Origin of the sequence: Gordonia sp. i37, from assembly GCF_002043085.1 — a bacterium.
GTDB lineage: Bacteria > Actinomycetota > Actinomycetes > Mycobacteriales > Mycobacteriaceae > Gordonia > Gordonia polyisoprenivorans.
Genome location: NZ_MVPX01000009.1, coordinates 1 through 15,376, shown reverse-complemented (window position 1 = coordinate 15,376; position 15,376 = coordinate 1). Strand labels below are relative to the sequence as shown.

Annotated in this window: 15 protein-coding genes; 7 read left to right on the top strand and 8 right to left on the bottom strand. The window is 66.5% G+C overall.

Annotation, left to right across the window (positions count from 1 at the left end; all coding sequences use genetic code 11):
* Together B1964_RS00375 and B1964_RS00370 are read left to right on the top strand one after the other, a co-directional pair.
* The gene (locus B1964_RS00375; RefSeq protein WP_079928373.1) at window positions 1-2,265 is read left to right on the top strand and encodes a DUF5682 family protein; all 2,265 of its coding nucleotides are present in this window, start codon (window positions 1-3) and stop codon (window positions 2,263-2,265) included.
* Window positions 2,262-3,455: a VWA domain-containing protein gene (locus B1964_RS00370; RefSeq protein WP_079928372.1), complete on the top strand. Its 1,194-nt coding sequence runs from the start codon at window positions 2,262-2,264 to the stop codon at window positions 3,453-3,455. Before B1964_RS00375 ends, B1964_RS00370 begins: the two co-directional genes overlap by 4 nt.
* Before the next feature lie 14 nt (window positions 3,456-3,469).
* On the opposite strand, the gene B1964_RS00365 is transcribed toward B1964_RS00370, so the two are convergent.
* Window positions 3,470-4,345 carry an alpha/beta hydrolase gene (locus B1964_RS00365; RefSeq protein WP_079928371.1) on the bottom strand — a complete coding sequence of 292 codons (876 nt, stop codon included), beginning with the start codon at window positions 4,343-4,345 and terminating at the stop codon, window positions 3,470-3,472.
* 125 nt (window positions 4,346-4,470) lie between these two features.
* On the opposite strand from B1964_RS00365, the gene B1964_RS00360 reads away from it, so the two are divergent.
* The gene (locus B1964_RS00360; protein WP_006369004.1) at window positions 4,471-4,776 is read left to right on the top strand and encodes a GlsB/YeaQ/YmgE family stress response membrane protein; all 306 of its coding nucleotides are present in this window, start codon (window positions 4,471-4,473) and stop codon (window positions 4,774-4,776) included.
* A 13-nt stretch (window positions 4,777-4,789) separates the two neighbouring features.
* On the opposite strand, the gene B1964_RS00355 is transcribed toward B1964_RS00360, so the two are convergent.
* Window positions 4,790-5,203, bottom strand: coding sequence for a DUF5994 family protein (locus B1964_RS00355; protein ID WP_172398704.1), 414 nt, complete (start codon window positions 5,201-5,203; stop codon window positions 4,790-4,792).
* A 277-nt stretch (window positions 5,204-5,480) separates the two neighbouring features.
* Between B1964_RS00355 and B1964_RS00350 the strand changes: the two genes are divergently transcribed.
* Window positions 5,481-5,939, top strand: a complete 459-nt coding sequence (locus B1964_RS00350; RefSeq protein WP_079928370.1) for a hypothetical protein — start codon at window positions 5,481-5,483, stop codon at window positions 5,937-5,939.
* A gap of 30 nt (window positions 5,940-5,969) precedes the next feature.
* Here the strand turns inward: B1964_RS00350 and B1964_RS00345 are convergent, their stop codons facing one another.
* On the bottom strand, window positions 5,970-7,700 hold the full coding sequence (locus tag B1964_RS00345) for a DUF3556 domain-containing protein (RefSeq protein WP_079928369.1): 1,731 nt from the start codon (window positions 7,698-7,700) through the stop codon (window positions 5,970-5,972).
* Window positions 7,701-7,987: 287 nt separating this feature from the next.
* Here B1964_RS00345 and B1964_RS00340 point away from each other — a divergent pair, with 287 nt between their 5' ends.
* Together B1964_RS00340 and B1964_RS00335 are read left to right on the top strand one after the other, a co-directional pair.
* Window positions 7,988-8,890, top strand: coding sequence for a type IV toxin-antitoxin system AbiEi family antitoxin domain-containing protein (locus tag B1964_RS00340; RefSeq protein WP_079928387.1), 903 nt, complete (start codon window positions 7,988-7,990; stop codon window positions 8,888-8,890).
* Window positions 8,891-9,148: 258 nt separating this feature from the next.
* Window positions 9,149-9,622, top strand: coding sequence for a hypothetical protein (locus B1964_RS00335; protein WP_079928368.1), 474 nt, complete (start codon window positions 9,149-9,151; stop codon window positions 9,620-9,622).
* A gap of 289 nt (window positions 9,623-9,911) precedes the next feature.
* On the opposite strand, the gene B1964_RS00325 is transcribed toward B1964_RS00335, so the two are convergent.
* The 5 genes from B1964_RS00325 to B1964_RS00305 form a co-directional block, all read right to left on the bottom strand.
* On the bottom strand, window positions 9,912-10,646 hold the full coding sequence (locus B1964_RS00325) for an SDR family NAD(P)-dependent oxidoreductase (protein ID WP_079928366.1): 735 nt from the start codon (window positions 10,644-10,646) through the stop codon (window positions 9,912-9,914).
* A 13-nt stretch (window positions 10,647-10,659) separates the two neighbouring features.
* Window positions 10,660-11,424 (bottom strand): SDR family NAD(P)-dependent oxidoreductase, encoded by a 765-nt coding sequence (locus B1964_RS00320; RefSeq protein ID WP_079928365.1) that lies wholly within the window; start codon window positions 11,422-11,424, stop codon window positions 10,660-10,662.
* Window positions 11,421-12,773 carry an MFS transporter gene (locus tag B1964_RS00315; protein WP_079928364.1) on the bottom strand — a complete coding sequence of 451 codons (1,353 nt, stop codon included), beginning with the start codon at window positions 12,771-12,773 and terminating at the stop codon, window positions 11,421-11,423. The genes B1964_RS00320 and B1964_RS00315 overlap by 4 nt, the downstream gene beginning before the upstream one ends.
* Window positions 12,774-12,845: 72 nt before the next feature.
* Window positions 12,846-13,727, bottom strand: a complete 882-nt coding sequence (locus tag B1964_RS00310; protein WP_020172795.1) for a polysaccharide deacetylase — start codon at window positions 13,725-13,727, stop codon at window positions 12,846-12,848.
* 1 nt (window position 13,728) lies between these two features.
* Window positions 13,729-14,727, bottom strand: a complete 999-nt coding sequence (locus B1964_RS00305; protein ID WP_079928386.1) for an asparaginase — start codon at window positions 14,725-14,727, stop codon at window positions 13,729-13,731.
* A 183-nt stretch (window positions 14,728-14,910) separates the two neighbouring features.
* On the opposite strand from B1964_RS00305, the gene B1964_RS00300 reads away from it, so the two are divergent.
* Window positions 14,911-15,376, top strand: a 466-nt coding sequence (locus B1964_RS00300) for a LacI family DNA-binding transcriptional regulator (protein WP_139765569.1), incomplete at its 3' end; no start/stop codon positions are given.

Below are 15,376 nucleotides of genomic sequence, written 5' to 3'. Positions count from 1 at the left end.
ATGCCACCCACCACCGTCGAGGACCTCAGCGCACCCGTCGTGGCGCCGGGCACCTACGTGCTCGGCATCCGCCATCACGGACCCGGCTCGGCCCGAGCGGTTCTCGGTGAACTCGACCGCATCCGGCCAGACGCGGTGCTCATCGAGGGCCCGGCCGACGCGTCGGACCTGATCGCCGCCATCGTCGATCCCGGAATGGCGCCGCCGGTCGCGTTACTCGGCTACGCCGCCGACGACCCGTCCCGCGCCGCGTTCTGGCCGTTCGCCGAGTTCTCCCCGGAATGGCAGGCGATGCGGTGGGCCACCCGGGCAGGTGTGCCCGTCGAGTTCTGTGACCTGCCGACCTCCCTCGTCTTGGCCCATCACGCCGGACCGGTTGATCGGGACCAGGAGTTCGACCCCACTCGCGCCGACCCGATCGGCCGGCTCGCCGCCGTAGCCGGCTACAGCGATCCTGAACGCTGGTGGGACGACGTCGTCGAAACCCGTGGCGAAACCGGCGGATTCGAGGCGATCGCCGACGCCATGACCGCACTGCGCGACGACGAGACACCCGTCGAGCCCGACGAGCCGAATCCCGAACGCCTGCATGAGGCACGCCGCGAAGCCCACATGCGGCAGATGCTCCGGAAGACACTCAAGGCGCCCGGCGCGGAGCGCGTGGTGATCGTCTGTGGGGCATGGCATGTCCCGGCGGTGTCCGGGAAACTGCCACCCGCCGTCGCCGACACCCGACTGCTCAAGGGCATGCGCAAGGTCCGCAGCCGGGTGGCGTGGGTACCGTGGACCCACTCCCGCCTAGCCAGCGCATCCGGCTACGCCGCCGGCGTCATCTCACCGGGCTGGTACCACCATCTGTTCGCCACCACCGACGACGTCGTGGTGCGCTGGCTCATCCATCAAGCCAACCTGCTGCGGGACAAGGACATCGACGTGTCGTCGGCGCACATCATCGAGACCGCACGCCTCGCCGACGCACTCGCACTGATGCGCCACCGCCCGCTACCCGGACTCGCCGAGATCAACGAGGCCACGCTATCGGTGATGTGCCAGGGTGATTCGGGCCTCGCCGACCTCATGTACCGCGAAGCGGTGATCGGGGAGCGACTCGGCGGCGTCCCCGACGACGCGCCCGTCGTACCCCTGCAGGCCGACGTGACCGCCGCCGCGAAATCGGCTCGGCTGAAAATGGATCCGGTCGCCCGGGAACTCGTCGTCGATCTTCGCAAACCCGCCGACAAGGCGAAATCACTGCTGCTGCATCGCCTCGCGATCCTCAGCGTCACGTGGGGAACACCCGCAGAGGTGCGCGGGACCGGCACGTTCAAAGAGGGATGGACCCTGGCGTGGCGACCCGAGTTCGTCGTCGACGTGGTGATGGCATCGGTCTGGGGAACCACGGTGCGCGCCGCGGCCACCGCAAAGATCATCGACCGCGCCACCCGCGGCGAGTCTCTGGGCGATGTCACCGCTGCCCTCGAGGCAGCGTTGCCCGCCGAGCTCGTCGACGCTGTGCCCGCGGTACTCTCCGCACTGGCCGACCGGGTCGCCGTCGACCACGATGTGGCACAACTGATGTCCGCGTTGCCGGCGTTGGGACGGGCCCGGCGCTACGGGGATGTCCGCGGCACCGACACCGGCGCACTCGGCGAGGTCGCCTCGTCGTTGCTGCTGCGGATCTGCATCGGCATCCCCGGCGCCGTCTCCAACCTCAACGACGACGCGGCCCGCTCGTTCAAGGAGCACGTCGACGCCGTCCACGAGACGGTCGCGTTGCTCTCCGACGAGGATCGCACCAGGTGGACCGCCGCGGTGCGGATCATCGCCGACCGCACCGACGTCAACGGGCTCCTCGTGGGTCGGGCGACCCGGCTACTGCTCGACGGCGACCACATCGACACCGCCGTCGCCGCGGCCCGGGTACGGTTCGCCCTCTCGAGCGGCGCCACGCCGACCGCGAAAGCCCAATGGATCGAAGGCTTCCTGGGTGACGGTGGACTGTTGCTGGTACACGACCGGGAATTGCTCGCCGTCCTCGACGGCTGGCTCACCGGGCTGACCGACCAAGACTTCACCGACGTTCTCCCGTTGCTGCGCAGAACCTTCGGTCTGTTCGACCGATCGGTGCGACGCAACATCGGCAACCGTGTCGCCTCACTCGATCAGGGCCATTTCAGCCAGGATGCCGACGCCGCCACCATATTCGACGCCGAGCTCGCCGCGCCCGCGGTGGCCACGATCGCCGCACTCCTGGGGTTGCCATGACCGACCTGCATACTGCCCCTGCGGAAGACGGCGCGCATCAGCGTGACCGGCGATGGCGGCTCGTCCTCGGTGAACCCGCCGCCGAACAGTTCGCCGGACTCGGCGGCGCCGACCTCGAGATGGACGGCGCACTCGCCGCACTCTATGACGCGGACTCCACCAACAGACGTGGCGGACTCGGGGCATCAGCGCCGTCGGTCGCGCGGTGGCTCGGGGACATCCGAAAGTACTTTCCGTCCACCGTCGTTCAGGTGATGCAACACGATGCCGTGACCCGACTGAACCTGCATGCGTTGCTCACCGAGCCGGAACTGATCGACAGCGTCGAACCCGACATCGACATGGTCACCACCCTCATCGGTCTCGGCCGCGCGATCCCCGAAAGCTCCAAGGCTTCCGCGCGGGCGTTGGTACGCAAGGTCGTCGACGAGGTCGAGAAGCGGATCGCCGAACGCACACGCAGCGCCGTCGGTGCCGCGGTGGACCGTGCCAGCCGCGTGCACCGCCCGAAACTGCGTGACATCGACTGGAACGCCACGATCGCGCGTAACCTGCATAACTATCTGCCCGAGCAGAAGACCATCGTTCCCGAACGCCTCGTTGGGCATGGGCGGCGCGCCCAGGTGGTGAGCAAGGACATCATCCTCGCGATCGACCAGTCCGGTTCGATGGCGAGATCCATTGTGTACGCGTCGATCTTCGGTGCGGTGATCGCGACCATGCGGTCGGTGCGGACCTCGCTGGTGGTCTTCGACACCGAGGTCGTCGACCTGACCGACCACCTCGACGACCCGGTGGACGTGCTGTTCGGAACCGCGCTCGGTGGTGGCACCGACATCAACCGGGCCATCGCCTACTGCCAGGACCTGATCACCCGGCCCAACGACAGCATCTTCGTGCTCATCTCCGACCTGTACGAGGGCGGGGTGCGCGACGAGATGCTCAAGCGGGTCGCCCACATGCAGTCCTCGGGCGTACAGGTGGTGGTGCTGCTCGCGTTGTCCGACGAGGGTGCACCGGCTTTCGACCGTGAGATCGCCGGAGCACTGGCGGCCATGGGCATCCCGGCCTTCGCCTGCACCCCCGACGCCTTCCCCGACCTGCTCGCCGTCGCCATCAATCGCGGCGACATCGTCGGATGGGCCGACGCCAACGAACTGTCACGTCGGGGAATGAGTGACGAGGAGTAGCATGGCCGGGAGCATCAATCGAGTTGTCGGCGAATGATTTCCGCCAACTCGGCCGGCGCGTCGCTCTGCACCGAGTGGCCCGCATCGGCGACGGTGATCACCTGGGCGGACGGCTGGACCCGACGGAGGCGGGCGATGTCGTCGTCGGTGGTGAACGGTGAGCGACCGCCCTCGACGAGGGTCAGTGGCGCCTGCACCGCGGCGAGGTCCTCCCACATCGGTGCCGGATCGGGTGCCTCGCGAATCCGGTCGTAACGCCACACCCACGCACCGTCGTCGCGTTGGCGTGTGTTGTGGATGACGCCCCGACGGACCGAAGCGCGGGAACGATTCGGGGATGCGGCGGCGGTGAGGTCGACGACCTCCTCGAGTGTCGAAAACTCCTGCGGCCCTTCGATCAACGCAACCGTACCGCGCGCGGAAGCAGTGAGATCGGCAGCGCGACGCGGTGATTCGGGTGTGACGTCGACGAGGACGGCCCGCGGTACCGAGTCGGGCGCGATCGCGGCGATCCGCAGCGTCGTCAAACCGCCGAGCGACATCCCGACGACGAGGTCGGCGTCGGGGGCGAGTTCACGCAGGACCTGGAGGAGGGTGTCGGCACTGACGTGCGGGCGGTAGTCGTGGTCGTCGCGCCACGACGAATGCCCGTGGCCGGGCAGGTCGACGGCGAGCGCGGGCACGTCGAGATGCAGCATCATCGTGTCCCAGGTGTGGGCGTTCTGCCCGCCGCCGTGCAGCAACACCACCCGTGGTGACGCGGGCGTCCACGCGAGCGCGCTGATCCGCTGCCCGGCGACGTCGGCGTCGACGCGGGTGACCTGCGGCAGCGGCTCGGTGCGGCCGACCTCGTCGGCGATCTCGGCAAGCAGGGCGAACTCGGAGGTCATCGCCCGAGGTTACGACGATGACGGTCGGGTGCCGAGCTTTGGGCCCACAGCGATCGGCCACGACGACGCCCCGCGTGGACTACCGTCGCCCTCAGAGGCAACGGAGCCAACCAGAGGAGTTCACGATGACCACACTCGCGGCAACCGAGATTCTCGCCCGATCGTCGACCACCACAAGCGTCGGCTGGATCGGCTATATCATCATCGGCGCCCTCGCCGGCTGGATCGCCGGGAAGATCATGAAGGGCGGCGGCTCGGGCCTGCTGCTCAACATCGTGATCGGCATCGTCGGCGCGCTGATCGGCGGCTTCCTGTTGAGCTTCTTCGTCGACACCGCGTCAGGTGGCTGGTGGTTCACGCTGTTCACCGCGATCCTCGGATCGGTGATCCTGCTGTGGATACTCGGGCTGGTGCAGCGCTCCCGGACCTGAGTGTGCGTGCGGGTCAGGCGGTTGCGAGATACTGCCCGGCCCGCGCCAGGATCTGCTGAGCGCGACGGGCATCCAGTGAATGGATGCGACCGTCGGTGATCTCGGTCTGACCGGCCAGACGCAGGAGCAGCGCGGCCAGCGCCGACCCGGTGCGCGACGGGATCACCAGTAGCGACGCCGTCGTCGTGGGTGTCGTCAGCGTCATCAGCGGCGGGACCGCAGGCGCATCCGCGGAATCGAGGCCGGGGTACCGGCGGAAGCTCTGCCAATTGACCTCGATCGCCGTGATCTCACCGAGGATCGGCGCCACCGCCGTCGACAACCGGCTCAACTCGTCGGCGATCTGGACGGTGTAGGGATACCAGGCCCCGGCCACCGCGGCTTTCGGGTCGCTGCACAAGCGGACTCGCGTGGGGCCGAGGGTCACCGAGGGTCACCGAGGGTCGGCCGGGGGTTGCATTCACTGCGCACATTCCTGACTTGCGGTCTTCCCGCATTGGATGACCCAACACACGACCACGCGTCCACGTTGGGTATGAGTGCGAATCAGCTACCTGGGACTATACGCCACCAGGTGTGGGTTGCCGGGACCGCAGCGGTGTGCGGGAGAGGTCCCACGGGCAGAATGTTCGCAGTGGTAACGATCAGGGTGGCTGCAACGACATCCCCCACACAGGCACTAGTCGGGGAGAAGGACGGCTTCCATGACATCGACTCCATCACCGACCTCGTGGGGCAGCGTGGCGCGCTGGGCCGCGATCGCCGCGACCGCGGCCGTTGCCACGACACTCGGAACCGGTGTTGCCGCAGCCGACGACGGCAACACCAGCACCACCCTGTACACACTGGCGAGCACCGGAACGTGCGCGGGAACCCTCACCGCAGGCGTCAGCCACTACCCGAACGAAGCCGACCTCGTCTCCAACGGCACCCTCTATGGCGTCGGGTCCTGTTCTCTCGACGTCGATTTCGTCTTCACCAGCCGCGCCGACGGGCACACCGCAACCTTCACCCGCCACTTCTCGGGGCCGGGCTTCATCGGCCTGCCCGGCGCCGACATCGTCTCACCGGGCGCGCCAGGTGTGTACGACGTGACCGTCAGCCCGCGTGCCCCTCATCTCGGCGGGCACCGGCTGACGATCGACACCGTGTATCGGGGCTGAGGCGCGTTGTCTGTCATCCGCAGGTGATGGCTAAGGGCTGTCGGCTCGCCAGGTCGTGGTGACCGGCACATCGTCGTCCCAGGGTTGGCGGGTGACGAGGTCGGCGACGTTGACGTAGCCGCGTTCGAATTCTCCGGTGGCGGCGTCGACGAGCCGGTACTGCTGGGTCTGATGCTGGATGGGCTGGGCATCGAGAAGGACGATGCGGACCTCGCCGGGCTCGAAATGGCAACGGCGTTGCAGGGATTCGATGAGCTGCGCATTGGACAAGTGGCCATCGCCGAAGTTCCAGCCCATCGCGGTGCTGCAGATCCGTTCACCATCGGTGAGGACGTAACCGGTTTCGTCATGCGGTGCCATGGCCCGATGGGCGAGAGTGAACAGCGCTCTGCCGTGACTGTTGAACGCGCGGAACGCATATCCCATGTACAGCGGGATCTGTGCGGCCTCCGGGCTGCCGTAGAACCGTTCGAGTTGTGCGGCGGGCATGGACGCGATGGCGACGATGCCGCTCTCGATCTTCGCCGACGCCGACGGCTTGACGCACCACAGCGAGGTGTCCCAGTTGCCCGCGTAGTAGCGCATCCCGGGTAGGAACGACACCTTGCGCGGGAACAGGTTTCCCAGGATCACCGTTCCCGCCGACACGGCGAACAGCACGATCGGCCACGGGGAGTGAAGGTCGGCGAGGCCGATGCCGGGTTGCCCGACGAAGACGGCGACGATCCCGAACATCATGAAGACGTTCCACTCCAGCGGTACGCCCATCGGGATCGACGACAGGATGCCGAAGTGGAAGATCAGCATGACCGCGGCGGCGACCGCGGTGAGCCATCCGCCGCCGGAGAAGAACAGCACCAGTGGCACCAGGCCTTCGACGGCGGTGGAGACGTGCGCGATCGCGCGGGAGCGTCGTCCGGGACGAAGGTCGTCCGGAAAGTGTTCGAAGAACGTGCGTTTGATGGCCGGCGACCGCCAGATCGGGTTGTTCGACATCATCGTGGCGATCACGAACGGGAAGTGCTTGTTGAGTTTGCTCGTTGCCGCGCCGACCCAGATGACGAGGAAGACGAGTTTGGCGCCGAGGATCATGTCGGTGCCGACGAACAGGAACGTCACGCAGAACGCGCCGTACACCTCGCCGCGGGCGGCGAGGAAGACCGTCTTGTCGCGCAGGCCCAGGACTGCGAGCAGTGCGATGATCGTCGCGATCTGCCAGATCGGCAGAACCCCGGCATCGGAGTGCAGGTCGCCGGTCGAGCGTGATCCCGAGCTCGCGAGTGCCACCACGATCATCACCAGGAGTGCCGCGTAGAGGGTGACGTCCAAGGGGCCGCGGGTGTCGCCGGCGGTGAGTGGGAGCTGGGGCCAGGGTGGCTGGCGAATGGTCTTGAGGCGCAACCAGTAGAGGATCGACCCCATCGGCGGGAAGAATCGGTTGTTGAGAGGGCCGAAGCCGCAACCGAATCCGACGACCTCGAACAACATCGTGTAGAGCACGACCTTCTGGAAGACGATCGGCTCGTTGTACCAGGAGGTGACATCGAGGATGCCGTGGATACCGGGCGTGGCCACCACGATCGCCCAGCCGATGACGATGTAGGCGAGGATCTTGCCGACATAGAACAGGTGCAATGCCACCGGCGTACCGAAACCGACCTCGGCCCAGTGCCGCGCCATCGGCTTGATCTTCTCGGCGCGGCTGCCCTGGCTCCAGGTGGGAAAGTCGATGTCGGGGGTGTTCTGCTGGAGAAATCCCATACGTGTTCGCGCTCCTCGATCACTGTGCCGTGACCGAACCTAACAAACCAAGCGAGCGCTTGGTGGGTGAACGGGGTGTCCGGGGGCTGGGGCCCGGGCACGCGCGGGTGTACGAATACAACTTCCACCGAATCGCGCGAAAACGGCCGAAAATCGGGGTCGGTGGTCCGCTCAGGTGGAAGCTGTATTCACACCCGGGCTGTCGGGTACCGCGGTTGTCCACAGATTCGCCGCGGAGCGCGATCGAGGCCCGGAATCCGGGCAATCACACGGCACACTCTCGGGTCATGACTCCCGCCGATCTCACCTCAGCCGCCGATGACCGCTGGTTCGGTGTCTTCTCGTTCGCTGAACTCACCCGACGCGGAATGGGCCAATCGCAGGTGACGCGAATGGCCAGGAGCGGAGATCTACGTCCTCTTCGCCGCGGGTGGTACGCGACCCCGTACGCCGATAGCCGCGTGGCGGGGGCTGTTGCCGCCAACGGGGTGTGCAGTTGTGTGACCGCGCTCGACCTGCACGACGTGTGGGTACCGCCGCACGGGAATCGGGTTCACGTGCGGTCGCGGGAGTCCGGGCATCGCAGTGGTCGGGCGAACCGCTTCTGTCGCCGCTACGGCCGTCCGCTGCCGGAGATCTACCCTGTCGACGACGTCCTCACCGCTCTCGCCCATGCCATCAAGTGTCTGGACGCCGAAGGGATCATCGCGGTGTGCGACTCGATCCTTCACCGAGGTCTCGCAGAGATGTGCGATCTGCGGGAGGTGTTCGCCGCCGCTCCCGAACGAGTTCGGAAGCTGCTGGAGCGCTGCGACGATCGAGCCGAGTCGGGGACCGAATCCATCATGCGACTGAGGCTTCTGGCGATGGGGTTGTCGGTGGCGGTGCAGGTGACCATTCAGGGAATCGGACGGGTCGATCTCGTCGTCGGCAGGCGACTGATCATCGAACTCGACAGCATCGAATTCCATGACCTCTCACCGGAACAGCGTGAAGCAGACCGCATCCGCGACGAGATGGCGCACCGGCTGGGTTACCTGCCGCTGCGGTTCTCCTACAAGCGCGTGATGTTCGCGTGGGACGAAGTCGCCGAAACCCTCACAGCGATCCTCAGACGCGGTGACCATCTGCGCGCTCCCGCGGCGGCCGCCGACTACGACCGGTCGCTTGTCGAGGACTGGTCGGCCTGACACATGCCGCGATACGAATACAGATTCCACGTGAGCGCGCCACCGACCCCGAAAATCGGGGGTTTCGGGCCACATCGGTGGAAGTTGTATTCGTAGCTGTGCATCCCCCGATCGGGGGAGGCACGAATCCACCGGTGGATCCGCCGGTCGGCGGGGTTCGGAACGGGTGCGCGGCGGGCAAAGTCAGTGATGTCAGAACGAACGACTTCGCCAGCCCCGACCACTCCCGGCCAGGACCCGCGGAACAGGAGGAACATCATGAACATCTCGAAGAGCATGAAGAACCGCGCACTCGCCGGAATCGCCGGCATCGGCATCGCCACCGGTCTCGCACTGGGCGGTGCCGGACTGGCCGGCGCGGGAACCGTCCCGGTCACCCATCCCGGTGAGCCCACGATCGCGATGACGATCACCAACCACACCGACAAGACCGAATGGTTGGACGGCGCCACGGCCGGCACCGGCCAGTGGGTGCAGGCGCCGCGGCAGACACTGGCTCCCGGAGCCTCGGAGATCGTGGTCTCCAACGCCCCGAACAGCCCGGAGGAGACGAACTTCGTCAACTACCGGATCGGCGCCTTCGGGCCGCGCGCCACCTATGAGATCGAGAACATGGCGGGCAACGTGAACACCGCGATGACCGGAACCTCCGGCGGCGGCCACTACTTCATCAACGCCCCGCACATCGACACCGGATACCCGAACGTGAACGTCTCCTACGACCTCTGGTGAGGCAAATCGGCCCTTCTCGCCTCGTCCCAGTCCGGGCCCAACCCGACCTGGGCGAGGTGAGCAATGGGATGGGCGCTGTGCAGTGCGACGGTGGCGACGAGGTCGTCGTAGGTCCGGCACACGTGGGTGGCTCCCGTTGCGGTGCCGACCGTCCACCCCTGAGTGATCACCCTGATGGACAGCCGGGGAGCCAGTGGCGCGAGCCGACGGGCAACCGCCGCCCGCCGACGCGGCCCGCTCACCCAGCGAGCGGCCCAGTCCACCGGCGCCCCGGCACATCCACCGCACATCAGGGCATCACGTCTCCGGAGTTGGGACCCAGGACCTGCCCGACGTAGAGATTCCCGCCGGGATTCGACGCGAGCAGAACCGCGGTGGGTGCCACCTCCTCGGGTGTGCCGAAGCGGCCCAACGGCAATTCGGCACGCTTGGCTCGTTTCCAGTCGTCGTCGATACCGTCGACCAGGGGTGTCTCGATGGGTCCGGGCGCGATCGCATTGACCAACACGCCGTCGCCGGCGACCTCCTGCGCGATGGACTTGGTCATCGCGATGACGCCCGCTTTGGCGGCGGCGTAGTGCGCCAGTGACACTCCACCTTTGATCGCCAATTGCGATGCGACATTGATGATGCGGCCGTCCTTCTGCGACATCATCGTCGGCAACACCGCCCGGTTGAGCATGAACACACTGGTCAGATCGATGTCGATCGTCTCGCGCCACTGGGCGCTCGTCATCTCGGATGCCGGCGCCTGGGTGAGAATCCCATGGGAACACACCAGGATGTCGATCCCACCGAGTTGGGCCACCATGTCGGACACGACGCCAACGATCGCCGACTCCGACGTCGCATCGAGAACGACTCCCTCGGAACCGATTTCGGATGCAACGGTCGCGACCACCGGGTTGCGGTCGGCCAGCACGACGGTGGCGCCGGCGTCGACGAATGCCGATCCGATCGCCAGGCCGATACCCGACGCGCCGCCGGTCACCAAGGCGCGCTTGCCTTTCAGAAGTTCAGACATCTGCGTGCTCCTCTCAGTCGCGCATCGCGGTGGTCAGCGCGCCGTCGACGACGATCGCCTGACCGCTCACGTACGACGCCGCCGGACTCGACAGGAAGCCGATGACCTCGGCGACCTCACGCGGATCCCCGACTCGGCCCCAGGGGATGTAATCGCCCGCTCGATCCAGTCCTTCCGGACCGAGCGAATTGACCGCGTCGGAGGACTGTGGCGTGCGGATCAGACCCGGGATGACGGCGTTGGCCCGAATCTGTCGGGGTCCGAATTCGACGGCGATGCTGCGGATCAACCCGAGGACACCGGCCTTGGCGGTGGCGTAGTGGGCGTGATCCTGCCACCCGTATACGCCGCCGGCGATCGACGACACCGCGGTCACCGAACCGCCGGCACCCATGTGACGCAAACCTGCTCGTGCCGTGCGCATCACACCGTGCAGGTCGACGTCGAGGAGGTCGTGCCACTGCTCGTCGCGCAGGTCCGTGAACGAGGCCTGCCGCAGGATCCCGGCGTTGGCCACCACGATGTCGAGCCGACCCCAGGCGGCGACGAGGCTGTCGGCGAACGCATTCACCGAGTCCGTCGATCGGACGTCGACCTCGACGATCTGTCCCTCACCGCCGGCGTCGTGTACTGCACGCAGAGTGTGTTCGGGGTCGTGCGGATCGCCGCCGAAGGTGCCGATACCCACGCGCACCCCCCGTTCGGCGAGGCAGACCGATGTCGCTGCCCCGATGCCGGACGCCGCGCCGGTGATCATCGCGACGGGATTCTCACTCATGACGTGAACTCGGCGTTCTCGACCGCCGGAGTCGGCGACGACACCTTGCGTGCACCGAGAACGACCACCCCGGAGGCCACCGCGCCGAGCGCGCCCACCCAGAGCGCCGCGGTCGAGTAGCCGATGGATGCCGCGGTCAGGGCGGTGAGGATGAAGCCCGAGATGATCGCCCCGGGCTGGGACATCGCACCGATGAACGCCGAACCTGTTGCTCGGCAATCGGTGTCGAAGCACTCGGCCTGGAAGAACATGATGGCCGCGTACGGTCCCAGGAGGAAGAACAGGCCCATCATGTAGGTCACCATGACGTAGAGCTGGCCGGACGGACCGAGCAGCATGGCCGCGAAGAACATTCCGGCGAGCAGCCAGCCGACCGCGATGGTGTTGCGGCGCCCGAATCGGTCACCCGCCCACCCGTGGGCCAGATATCCGGCAACGGCAACGAGATTGGAGACGACGACGAGGAGCAGGGTGCTCGAGGCATCGATGTCCTTGCCCTTCTCCAGCACGGTGGTGCCGAGGACGGAGAACGTCTGGATGCCAAACCAATTGAGCAACCACGCCGCCGAGAGTACGAGGGTGTTGCGCAGGTGCTTACCCTGGAAGATCCGTTTGAACGGCGCGGCGGTCTGCTCGACGGTGGCGGTGGCCGTGGCCAGCGCTGCGGCTTCCTTGTCGCGGCCGTCCGCCCGCAGCTTCTTGATGGCCTGATGAGCCTCGAACTGCGGGCTTTCCTTGAGCGAGCGACAGATCAGGGCAACGATCACCGCGGGAACGGTGGCCAGGAGAAACGCGATGCGCCACGAGTCGGCACCGAAGATCGAGGTCACGATGGCGACGAAGCCGGCTGCGATGAGCGCACCTGCGGGCCATCCGGTTTGCACCATCGAGTAGACGAAGCCCTTGCGGCGCTTGATCTTCTCGTCCTCGGTCAGCTCATAGAGTTCGTTGAGGTAGGTGGCGTTGACCGACTGCTCCGCCAGACCGAGGCCGCTGATCGAGCGCACACCGATCAACGATCCGGCGCCGAAGGTGGCAGCGGTGGCGGCCGACGACGCGGCGGTCCCGGCGACGGAGATGATCATGCCCTTGCGTCGTCCCAGCTTGTCGACCATCGGCCCGACGAGCAGCACGACGATCGCGGTCCCGACGCTGACGAGGGTGGAGACGAGCAGGGCGTGGCTGGTGGTCCAGCCGAACGACTCCTCGATTCGCGGGAGCAATGTCCCGAACAGGATGAAGTCGTAGACGGCGATTGTCCAGGCGAAGAAGGCGATTCCGGAGGCGCGGCGGGTTTCTCGGCCGGTCACCCGGCGCAGTCCGAGCTGCGTGGAGGATTGGGTGGGCATCTGAGGGTCTTTCTCGTCAAAGGGTGTGAGAGCGGAGGGGAGGGGGTGACACGTCGTCGGGTCTTTTGCCGGTCAGCTCTGGCGCGGCCGGCGGGACTTGAAGTCGGAGGCGATGGCGTCGAAGGTCGTCCAGGTGACCCCGTCGTGGCCATTGATGTGTTCGATCAGTCGCTCGAGCATCAACAGCACCTGCGGTCGGCCGGATACATCGGGATGAATGGTGAAAGTGAAGACCGCATAATCCATCTCGCGATACACCCAGTCGAACTGATCGCGCCACATCTCCTCGATGTGCCGTGGATTGACGAATCCGTGGCTGTTGGGGCTGCCCTTGATGAACATCATCGGAGGCAGGTCGTCGAGGTACCAGCTGGCCGGGATCTCGACGAGGTCGGTCTCCTGGCCGCGCTGCAGGGGTTTCATCCAGGTGGTGGCGGGCTGGTCGTAGTCGATGGGTGTCCACGAGTCCCCGACGCGCACGTAGTACGGCTCGAAATCGCGGTGCATGAGGGAGTGGTCGTAGGCGATGCCACGCTCGATCAGCAGTTCGTTGGTCACCTTGCTGAACTCCCACCACGGTGCGACATATCCGGTGGGGCGCTTGCCGGTACGGGTGTCGATGAGGTCGATGCAGTGGTCGAGGATCTCCGATTCCTGCTCGCGTGACATCGCGATCGGATTCTCGTGGCTGTAACCGTGGAGTCCGATCTCGTGTCCGGCGGCGACCACGGCGTCGAACTGTTCGGGGAACGTCTCGATGGAGTGGCCGGGCCAGAACCAGGTCGCCGGAAGCTGATGGCGTTCGAGCAGCTGGTTGAGCCGCGGGACCCCGACCTCGCCGGCGAAGATTCCGCGGGAGATGTCACCCGGGGAGTTCTCACCACCGTACGAGCCGAGCCAGCCGCCGACGGCGTCGACGTCGATCCCGAATGCGACAAAGATGTCCTTGGCCATGTCAATCCTCCAGAGTGGGTGTGTAGGTGTTGATGATGTGGGTGAGAGTGGTTGTGATGTCCGATGATTGGGACAGCAGCAGCGAGAGCAGGATGCGTGCCTGGGTGGCCGGCAGTGAACCGGACAGGATCGCGCCGGCAGCCACCATGTCGGTGCCGCCGCCGTGCCCGTAGACCGCGGCGACCTCGCCGAACGGCACCCGGCTGGCCAGAATCGTCGGGATGCCGTCACCGGCGAGTTGGCGGCAGGTGTCGACGATCGTCGGGTTGGCGTTGCCGATTCCGGTGCCGGCCAGCACGATTCCGCGTGCACCGGCGGCCACCGCCGCGTTGATCAGGGTTGCATCGGCGCCCGGGTACACCTCGATGATGTCGACGCGGGTGGAGTCGAAGGCGTCGGTGGGACGGGGGAGCGCAGCGGGTCGCGTGGGCGTTTCACGGATGGCGACCTTGCCGTCGGCGACCTCGCCCAGCGGCTCACGCGTGGTGGAGCCGAAGGCGTCGAGGGCGCGGGTGCGGAGCTTGCGGGTCCCGGCGGCGGGAAGGATCTGTCCGGCGAAGACGACCAGTGTGCCGAGCGTACGGGCATGCGGGTCGGCCGCCACCGCGACCGCATCGGCCAGATTCCGGGGACCGTCGCCGTGTGGCGCATCGCTGGCGCGTTGTGCGCCGGTGAGGACGACCGGTCGCGCGTCGGCGTGGACCAGGTCGAGGAGGAAGGCTGTCTCCTCCATGGTGTCGGTGCCGTGGGTGATGACGATGCCGTCGACGGGATTCTCGGTGCGCTCGAAGAGCTGGGCAACGGTGTCGCTGATCCGGCGTAGGTGCGCAGGCGTCATTCGGTAGGAGCCCACCGTCATGAGATCGATCGACTCGACCTCCACGTCGGCGAGTCCGGTGGTCCCGAGAAGTTCGGTGACGGTTCGGGTGGCGACGACTCCGGTCGCGGTCGAAGTGGAGGCGATCGTCCCACCGGTTCCGATGAGGGCGATCCGTGGCATCAGGGCCACCTCTTCGCCGTATCGGCGCACGTCGGAGACGGTGGCGCGCTGGGTGTGAACTGGGTCATGTCGATCAGCAAACCACAACACAAACGTTTGTGGCAATCGTTTGTGTAAATTGCACCAAACGTTTGTGTAACGGCTCTTGTAACGTGGGGCACCGACGTCGAGGGAGGAGGCACCATGGGGCGGGTGCGTGGACCCCTGACCTTGCGGATGATCGCCACTGAGCTCGGCGTCAGCCCATCGACGGTTTCGCGAGTGCTGAACACCCCGGGTGAAGATGCGTTGCGCTGGGCCTCGGCGGACACGGTAGGACGGATTCGCACCTTCGCCACGGAGAACGGTTACTCACCCAATCCGCAGGCGTCGAGCCTGCGTACGCGGCGCTCGGGGCTCATCGGGGTGTTGGTGCCGCGTCTGCAGGACTACGTCCTGGCAACCATCTATGAGGGGATCGAGGAGGCCGCAGGCGAAGCGGGTCTGTCGACGTTCGTGACCAACTCGCTGGACCGACTCGAGGCTCAGCGCGCACGTACCAAGGCGATGATCGACCGTCGGGTCGACGGACTGATCTACGGTGATGCCCACCTCGATCACGAGTTCCTCGATGAGGTTGACGCACAAGGCATCAAGTTCACTCTCGTAT